The organism is Bradyrhizobium sp. GW821-FHT13H05, assembly GCF_058804065.1.
This window is the reverse complement of the sequence record NZ_JBXAPO010000019.1, coordinates 151,728-160,375: the sequence shown is the minus strand read 5'-3', so window position 1 is coordinate 160,375 and position 8,648 is coordinate 151,728. Positions and strand designations below refer to the sequence as shown.

The window sequence follows — 8,648 nt, the reverse complement described above, 5'->3', positions numbered from 1 at the left end:
CAGCCGAAGGCGTAACCCACCATGCTTCCGCGCACGCGGGACGAAGTTGGTGGGTTACGCTTCGCTAACCCACCCTACGGCACCCCGGCCTAATTCTGCTTCGCCCTCTTCGCAGCCGACACCTTCGGCTCGCGCTTCGCGCCATCGAGCGCACTGTCCCTGCCCGCCTTCAGCACCTCGTCCGACAATTCGCTGGAGCCTGCGATGCGCGCCAGCAGCATGGTGCCGGCCATCGTGGCCAGCGTCGCGATCGCCTGCTTGCGCGCGGCCTTGCGCGGCAGGTTCGGGATGAAATCGGCCATCATCTCGACCATCTCGTCGAGCTTGCCGGCAAACGCCTTGCGCGTCTTCGGGCTCTCGCGAGCGATCTCGGCGCCGAGCGCCGGGATCGAGCAACCATGGCCGGGATTGTCGCGGTGGAGCGCAGAGAGATAGGCCTCTGCGATCAGCGCCAGCTGCTTTTCGGGCGCGGCCTCGCCGGTGAGCTTGCGCCAATGCTCCATCGAGCGGTCCATGGCGTAGCCAAAGGCCTCGATCACCAGCGCCTCGCGGGAATCGAAATGCGCGTAGAAGCCGCCATGGGTCAGGCCCGCCTCCTTCATGAGGTCGGCGACGCCGATGCCGTGGGCGCCCTTTTCGCGCAGCCGCACGGAGGCCTTCTTCACGATGCGGTCGTGGGTTTCCTGCTTGTGTTCCCGGGAATAGCGCATGCGCGTCTCATTGAATGTCGGAGATCATCTCATAACACAGAAATGGACCAGGCGGTGAATTAAATCATGTTAAGTTGCTGCGCCGATCATGGAAAAGGTTGCAGTTGCATGGACCGCGAGCGCGCCCTTGCCGTCGCGCACAAAACCCTCGGCGTAGCTGGTCTGGCGTCCCAGCTTGATCACTTTACCTTCCGCCGAGATCAGCCCGGACCGGACCGACAGCGGGCGCAGGAAGGTCATTTTCAAGTCGAGCGTCACCGACGATTGCCCGGCCTCCAGCCGCGTCGAAATTGCACAGCCCATGGCGGTATCGATCAGCGCCGCAGCGGTCGCGCCATGCAGAAGGCCGATGGTATTTTCGAGATCCTCGCGCGGCTCCAGTTCCATCACGATCCGGCCCGGCTCGACCACCGCCATGGTGAAGCCGATCAACTTTGCAAAGGGCGGCGGCGGCAACCGGCCGTCGCGGATGCCCAGCATGGCGTCCATGCCTGATAGGCCCATCGCCACTTTCGCAACCGGCGCAGGCACCTGCCAGTCCACCACGCGCTCACGCCGCTGCGCGGACGAAAACAGGTCGAGTAGATCGGTGTTGGTCATGAGGCGCCTCTTTGAATGATATACGTCATACTATGCTGCGGACTTCGCGCTGGCAACTCGACCTCGCCTGCCGGCTTGACAAGGAGGGTGTTTCGGCCCGGAAGTGATCTCGACCTGCGCGCCTTGCGCCTGTCCACGAAACCTTCGAGATCCCACGATGGAAATGCTCAACAACCATTGCGGCGTGACGCGCGATGCGCGCGGCGTCGTTCATGTCGCGATCTGCAACGCGGGCTCGCTCAACATTCTGGGCTCGCCCATCACCGATGCCGTCCGCGAAGGACTCCAGAGGCTCGCAGCTGATCGCAGCATCCGCGCCTTGGTGCTGCGCGGCCAGAGCGAGAAGAGCATGATCGGCGGTGCCGACATCAAGGAGATGGCCAAGCTCGACCAGAAATCCGCCGAGGCCTTCATCAGCCGCCTGCGCGATCTCTGCGAGGCCGTACGCCAGTTCCCCGCCCCCGTGATCGCGCGCATGCCCGGCTGGTGCCTCGGCGGCGGCCTCGAGGTCGCAGCGGCCTGCGACTTCCGCATCGCCGCGTATGATGCGCATTTCGGCATGCCGGAGGTCCGCGTCGGCATCCCCTCGGTGATTCACGCCGCTCTGCTGCCGCGCCTGATCGGCTGGGCCCGCGCGCGCTGGCTCGTGATGACGGCGGAGAACATCGACGCGCCGACGGCGCTTGCCTGGGGCCTGGTGGACAAGGTCGCGCCCGAAGGCGGACTGGACGCAGCCGTCGAGCACCTCGTGAACGCGCTGCTCGAATGCGGCCCCGAGGCGCTGCGCTCGCAGAAGGCGCTGCTGCGGCAATGGGAGGAATTGCCGCTGACGGAATCGGTGAACCTCAGCGTCAAGGTGTTCGGCGAGTCGTTCCTGACCGACGAGCCGACGCGGCTGATGGGCGCGTTTGTGAACCGGAAGCGATAGGCCCCTCCAACAACGGTGTCATGCCCCGCGCAGGCGGGGCATCCAGTACGCCGCGGCCCGTCGGTTCATCACAACGGCCTCGGCGTACTGGATCTCCCGCCTGCGCGGACGATGACAGCAAGTTGTGGGGCAACCTCCTCCGATCACACGAGGAAATCTCATGCGAACGGCAAGATTTTCTCATGCCGGCCGCGGTTGCATTTTTTGCGCCGCATCATATGATGGTCATAATCTTACTCAGCCATCATCGCAGGGAGTTTTGTCATGGCCGAAGCCGCCGACCCCGTCGTCATCGTCTCCGCCGTCCGGACCCCGCTCGGCCGCTTCATGGGCGAGCTGTCGCCGCTGGCCGCGCACAAGCTCGGATCGCATGTGATCGGAGCCGCACTGGAGCGCGCCAAGCTCGCGCCGGAGAAGGTGGACGAGGTCTTCATGGGCTGCGTGCTGCCCGCCGGACAAGGCCAGGCGCCGGCGCGGCAAGCTGCGCGTGCAGCCGGACTGCCAGACGCGACCGGCGCCACCACCGTGAACAAGGTCTGCGGCTCCGGCATGAAGGCGACCATGCTGGCGCACGACATCATCCGCGCCGGCTCGGCCGAGATCGTCGTCTCCGGCGGCATGGAGAGCATGAGCAACGCGCCCTATCTGCTGGCGAAGGCACGCGGCGGCTATCGCGCCGGTCACGACCGCATCATCGACCACATGATGATGGACGGCCTCGAGGACGCCTACGAGACCGGCCGCTCCATGGGCGATTTCGGCGAGGCGACGGCTGAGGCCTACCAGTTCACCCGCAAGGACCAGGACGCCTATGCGATGGAGACGCTGAGCCGCGCCCGCAAGGCGGTCGAAAGCGGCGCGTTCAAGGCCGAGATTGCGCCGATCACGCTGAGCGAGAAGGCAGGTCCCCGCGTGGTTGCCAATGACGAACATCCGCTGAAGGTCGATCCCGCAAAGATCCCCGGATTGAAGCCGGCATTCCGTGCCAACGGCACCATCACGCCGGCCGCCTCCTCCGCCAATGCCGACGGCGCCGCCGCACTGGTGCTGACCAAGCGCTCGCTCGCCGATCGGGGCGGCCTGCCGGCGCTGGCCGTGATCAAGGGCCACGCCACCCACAGCCAGGAGCCGCAATGGTTCACGACGGCGCCGATCCCGGCGATCCGCAAGCTGCTCGACAAGGTCGGCTGGGCTGCCTCCGACGTCGACCTGTTCGAGATCAACGAAGCCTTCGCTGTGGTGGCGATGGCGGCGCAGCGCGATCTCGGCATTCCCCGTGACAAGCTCAACATCAATGGCGGCGCCTGCGCGCTGGGTCATCCCATCGGCGCGACTGGCGCGCGGCTGATCGTGACGCTGCTGCATGCGCTCGAGGCCAACAACCTCAAGCGCGGTGTCGCGGCGCTCTGCATCGGCGGCGGCGAGGCGACCGCGATCGCGGTCGAGCGTCTTGCCCACTGATCGCCCCGGATGTCCGAAATAGAGGGAAGTCTGTCATTTCAGACTTCCCGCTTCCATGCCAGACTGCAACAATGACGCGGGTCTCCCTGAGCCCGCCAACCACGATTGAGGGGCAATGATTTCGAACTGGCTCGCGGCAGCGCTCGGCCGCCGCAATATCCACTACGGCTGGGTGATGGTCGGCGTGACCTTCCTCGCCGCGCTGATCAGCGCCGGCACGGTCGGCGCGCCCGGCGTGTTCATCGTTCCACTGCAAAAGGAATTCGGCTGGAGCACCGCGCAAATCTCCTCCGCGCTCTCGATCCGCTTCATCCTGTTCGGGTTGATGGCGCCGTTCGCCGCGGCCCTTCTGAACCGCTACGGCCTGCGCAACGTGACGCTGACCGCACAGCTCATCGTGGTCTCGGCGCTCGTGCTCTCGCTCGGCATGACCGAGGTCTGGCAGCTCGTGGCGCTCTGGGGCGTCGTGATCGGCATCGGCACCGGCATGACCGCGCTGGTGCTGGGCGCGACCATCGCCACGCGCTGGTTCGCGGCGCGGCGCGGCCTCGTCATCGGCATCATGACTGCGAGCGTCGCCACCGGCCAGCTCGTGTTCCTGCCGCTGCTCGCAAGCATGACTGAACGTTACGGCTGGCGGCTTGCGCTGGGATTCGTCTGCATCGCGCTTGGCGTGTCCGCATTCGCCGTGCTGCTGGTGATGCGCGACCGGCCGAGCGATGTCGGCCTGCGTCCGTTCGGCGACGAGGGTACCTCACCCCTGCCCGTCCCGCCGGTCAACCACGGTTCGATCACGGCGGTGGCGCTCGGGACATTGCGCGACGCCTCGAAGTCGAGTGCGTTCTGGATTCTGTTCGCGACCTTCTTCGTCTGCGGCGCCTCGACCAACGGCCTCGTTCAGGTCCACCTGATCCCGATGTGTCTCGATTTTGGCATCCCGCAGGTGCAGGCGGCGAGCCTGCTCGCGGCGATGGGGATCTTCGATTTCTTCGGCACCATCATGTCGGGCTGGCTGTCGGACCGCTACGACAATCGCTATTTGCTGTTCTGGTACTACGGCCTGCGCGGGCTCTCGCTGATCTTCCTGCCCTTCAGCGATTTCTCGTTCTATGGGCTCTCGATCTTCGCGATGTTCTACGGGCTCGACTGGATCGCGACGGTGCCGCCGACGGTGCGTCTCACGGCGCAAAAATTCGGGCCCGAGCGCGCCAATCTGGTGTTCGGCTGGATCTTTGCCGGCCATCAGCTCGGCGCCGGCACCGCGGCATTCGGTGCAGGCTTGTCTCGGACGCTGCTGCAAAGCTACCTGCCCGCTTTCTTCGTCGCCGGCGCGCTCTGCGTGCTCGCTTCGCTGATCGTGCTCGCGATCTCGCGGCAGCCGAAGGCCGAACCGAAGCCGGCGATGGCCTAGTACCTGATCGTGGTGGTGACGCCGAACACTGCGGCGTCACCGATGCGCGAAACACCGGTCGAATCGTTCGGGTTCGGGATGCCGCCGGAGGGACGGAACACATACTGGAAGTATGGCGCGATCAGCCAGCCCGGCTTGATGTGCGCCTCGTAGATCATCTCGAGCAGGGTCTCGTTGCTGCGCAGCGGGCCCTGGACGCCAGTGTAGAAATTCGTATCGATGTCGAGATTGCGCGCGGTGTTCGATATCCGCATATAAGCCGCCGCCACGCCGAAGCGGTCGAGCGGACGGCCCGGGACAAACCCGACGAAGCCGATGCCGCCATCGAGATAGAGATCGATCAGATTACGGTCCGGCGGACTGTAGGCAATGCGGCCGAATGCCGTGACGCCGGGGATCGAGGCCGAGGTAGTGTTGTCCTTGACCTCCGGCGGGCGATAGAGCACCTGCTCGATCACGGCGAAGATGCCGTAATTGCCCCGGAGTTTTGCAGGAATGCCGCTCCCAGAGGGATCGGCGATCGACTGCCCGTCCGTCGTAAACCGCTGGCTGTCGAACGAGCCATAATGCTTCCAGGCACCGGGCGTGACATTGCCGGCGAGCGAGCGGCCGCCGATATCGATGTCGTAATTGAAGCGGACCTGCCCGATCACCCAGGGCGGGTCGTTGACGCGGAAGGCGAGACCGTGATGGTCGCGCAGCTGTGGGTCCTGATCACCCGGCCCTGAGGGATCGCCGTTGAACACTGCACCGAACAGGGTGACCTGGTCTGACAGCGTGGCCTTGATGCGGATGCCGGGCACCGCGATCGGCGGCGCCGGGCCGCCAGCCGGAAGGTTGCTAGCCTTGATTGCGGGCCAGCCGAAGGTGCCGTTGATGAAGAGATCGTCGGTCTGGCTGTCGAAGAACTCGACGTCAGCCGCCTGCTGCCCGGCCCGGATATTCAGCCGATCGTTGAAGAAGCTCTGCTCGAAATAGGCGTTGTACAGCCGCTGGTCCGGCAGCGCCTCGATCTCGCTGATGGTGGCGAGGTTCTGCACGTAGTTGCGCGAGAGCCCCTGGCCATAGATCACGAAGGCATTGGCGTAGAAGCGGCCGCCGGTCCAGCCGACGAGCTTGTCCAGATCGGCATCGACGGAGAGATCGAGCCGGCCGAAATGGATGGCACCGCGCTTCACGCCGCCGGAGACGTTGCCAATATTATCGGCGATGTAGGTGGCGCCAAAATTCAGGCCTTTGTTGGCGAGACCATCATGCCATTCGTTGAACCATTTTGGCGCCAGCCATTCCGCCGCGCTTTCGTCCTTGGCGCCGGCCAGCGCAGCCGTGCTCGTCATCGCGCAGGCAAGCACGATCGCATATCGCAATGAAGAGCTGTGGGCGGTCGCGATCACGGCTGGTATCCGCAGGCTTATTCTATTTGAATATGCCCGTGCGCCGCATGAAGAGATAGGCAGCACCGATCGACGAGGCCATCAAGACGGCCGCCCAGAGAAAACCGCTCTCGACGTCGGTCAGCGGCAGGCCCTTGGTGTTCATGCCGAAAATGCCGGTGATCAGCGTCGGCGGCAGCAACAGCGTCGTCACGATCGAGAGCGTGTGGAGGTGGCGATTGCTCTCCTCCTCGTTCTTGAAGCGCAGCTCCTCCTCAAGCAGGCGGCTGCGCTCCCTGAGTTCGACGATGTCGTGATCGAGACCGTCGAGCCGCTGCGCCAGCTTGCCGGCCTGGATTCGCAGGTCCGGCGCGAGGTGATCGGTGTTCTTCTGGTCGAGGCGATGAAACAGCGTGCGCAGGCCGGTGAGCTGGCGATGCAGCCTGACACAGGTACGGCGGAGACGGCCGAGATTGCGGCGCATCTCCGGCTTGGCGTCATCGGCGAGGATGCGCTCCTCGATCTCGTCGATCTCCTGGCCGAGCTTGTCGGCCATCCTGTCCAGCGTGTCGGCGACCTCGTCGACGATCTTTTCCAGGAGATGGGCGACGTTGTCGACGCGGTAGCCGCCTTCGAGCACCCGGCGCGTCGCGTCCGCCGAGCACAGCGCCTGATGACGTCCGCTGACCAGCAGGCGCTCGGTCATGGCGAAGCGCAGGAAAGCGGTCTCCTCCGTCGCGCTGTCGATGTCGCGCACGAGATCGGAGAACACACCATAGACGCAATGGTCGATGACATGGAGCTGCTGGAAGGTGTCATTCGAGAGCAGCAATTCGCGCGCCAGCGGCGGCAGATGCGAGGTCGCGATCCACGGCCGCGCCCGCGCATCGGTCAGGTTGAAATGCAGCCAGAGCCGGCCGTCATGGCTGAACTCGATCGCCTGATCGATCCGCAGCGGTTCGGCGCTGCCGTCGCTGTGCAGGCGGAACGCCCACACCAGGCCGGGGATGGCCGGTTCGGCGTTCGATGTCGCGCTGACAAGCTTTGCCGGCTCAGCCATGGCCAACCCCAACCGTCAACAAATGCCCCGTCTCCGGAAGATGGCTGACGGCATCTTCCGGATCCACGCGGGTACTCAATTACGGCTTTGTTACAGTTTGATGATGGCCGCCTATTCCGCGGCCAGCCCTGTCGCAGCCGCCGCCTCGGCTTCCCTGATGTAGTCGTGCACGACGCGGCCGAACGGCAGCGTCAGATCGGCAATGTAGTGATGCGCGCCGAGGCAGCGGCGGACCGGGAAATCGGCAACCGGCGCATTCACATGCGGCACCAGATGCAGCCGGCCGGGTCCGATCCAGGAGCCCTTCGGCACGATGTCGATGAGGTTGATGGCGACGAGCTGGCAGATCTCGAGCCGGCCGTCGACGCCGGGGATCATCTTCAGATTGACTTGCGTCTTCGACAGCGTCGCGCGGGTGAGATCGCCGTTGCCGGCCATGCTCTCGTGCTTGTAGCCCATCGTGCCCATGGCAACGAGCTGGCCGGCATATTCCAGCGTGCCGGTCAGCGTGTCCTTGACGATCTCGAGTTTCGGATGGGCGTATTTCTTGGGGAAGCCCCAGATCTCGCGGCCCGCGGCGATCGGCGGATCATCGTCGAGGTACATCTGCGAGACGAAGTTGACCTCCTCGCCGTTGAGGCGCGCGGGGATGACGAGGCCGGATTCGGTGTAGCTGCCGAAGCCGGACGAATCCGGCATCTTGATCCATTCGTAATGCACGATCGGCTGGTCGATCGGCTCCAGCGGCTCGGGCAGTCCGGCACGGATCAGGTCCGGGTCGGTCTCGTAGGTGATGACGAGGAATTCGCGGTTGACGAAGCGATAGGGCCCGGCCGGATAGCTCGGCCCCGCGGCCGGCATGGATGGAAGCCTCAGCAAATCTTCCCTGCGCATCGCTGGTCTCCTGTGTGATGTCTGTGAGGCCCGCCCGGCCGCTTCAGGCTCATGCAAATTGCTAGCCGCCAACATTGACTGCGATGTGAAGGATTTCCGTCAGACGCACGACCCGAGGCCATTCCCGCGGCGGCCATCCGGCATGCAAGCGATGCATCAGCGCCAGCATTGTCATCACGCCGTCACTGCCGGACGCAATCGTTCGGCGCAA

General features: G+C 64.9%; 8 protein-coding genes. 3 read left to right on the top strand and 5 right to left on the bottom strand.

Annotation, left to right across the window (positions count from 1 at the left end):
* Positions 1-89 precede the first annotated feature (89 nt).
* Together AC1RR3_RS35200 and AC1RR3_RS35195 are read right to left on the bottom strand one after the other, a co-directional pair.
* Positions 90-710, bottom strand: a complete 621-nt coding sequence (locus AC1RR3_RS35200) for a TetR/AcrR family transcriptional regulator (RefSeq protein WP_492829333.1) — start codon at positions 708-710, stop codon at positions 90-92.
* 69 nt (positions 711-779) lie between these two features.
* On the bottom strand, positions 780-1,310 hold the full coding sequence (locus tag AC1RR3_RS35195) for a PaaI family thioesterase (protein ID WP_492829331.1): 531 nt from the start codon (positions 1,308-1,310) through the stop codon (positions 780-782).
* Positions 1,311-1,467: 157 nt separating this feature from the next.
* Between AC1RR3_RS35195 and AC1RR3_RS35190 the strand changes: the two genes are divergently transcribed.
* The 3 genes from AC1RR3_RS35190 to AC1RR3_RS35180 all read left to right on the top strand — a co-directional run bounded on the left by AC1RR3_RS35190 (position 1,468) and on the right by AC1RR3_RS35180 (position 5,110).
* Positions 1,468-2,238, top strand: a complete 771-nt coding sequence (locus tag AC1RR3_RS35190) for an enoyl-CoA hydratase (RefSeq protein WP_492829329.1) — start codon at positions 1,468-1,470, stop codon at positions 2,236-2,238.
* A 264-nt stretch (positions 2,239-2,502) separates the two neighbouring features.
* Positions 2,503-3,699 (top strand): acetyl-CoA C-acyltransferase, encoded by a 1,197-nt coding sequence (locus AC1RR3_RS35185; protein ID WP_492829327.1) that lies wholly within the window; start codon positions 2,503-2,505, stop codon positions 3,697-3,699.
* 115 nt (positions 3,700-3,814) lie between these two features.
* Positions 3,815-5,110 (top strand): MFS transporter, encoded by a 1,296-nt coding sequence (locus AC1RR3_RS35180; protein ID WP_492829325.1) that lies wholly within the window; start codon positions 3,815-3,817, stop codon positions 5,108-5,110.
* Here the strand turns inward: AC1RR3_RS35180 and AC1RR3_RS35175 are convergent.
* From AC1RR3_RS35175 to AC1RR3_RS35165, 3 genes are all read right to left on the bottom strand, one after another.
* Positions 5,107-6,504, bottom strand: coding sequence for a carbohydrate porin (locus AC1RR3_RS35175; RefSeq protein WP_492829323.1), 1,398 nt, complete (start codon positions 6,502-6,504; stop codon positions 5,107-5,109). The two genes, AC1RR3_RS35180 and AC1RR3_RS35175, sit on opposite strands and share 4 nt — an antisense overlap.
* Before the next feature lie 22 nt (positions 6,505-6,526).
* Positions 6,527-7,543 (bottom strand): transporter, encoded by a 1,017-nt coding sequence (locus AC1RR3_RS35170; RefSeq protein ID WP_492829321.1) that lies wholly within the window; start codon positions 7,541-7,543, stop codon positions 6,527-6,529.
* A gap of 111 nt (positions 7,544-7,654) precedes the next feature.
* On the bottom strand, positions 7,655-8,437 hold the full coding sequence (locus AC1RR3_RS35165) for an acetoacetate decarboxylase (protein WP_492829319.1): 783 nt from the start codon (positions 8,435-8,437) through the stop codon (positions 7,655-7,657).
* Positions 8,438-8,648 lie beyond the last annotated feature (211 nt).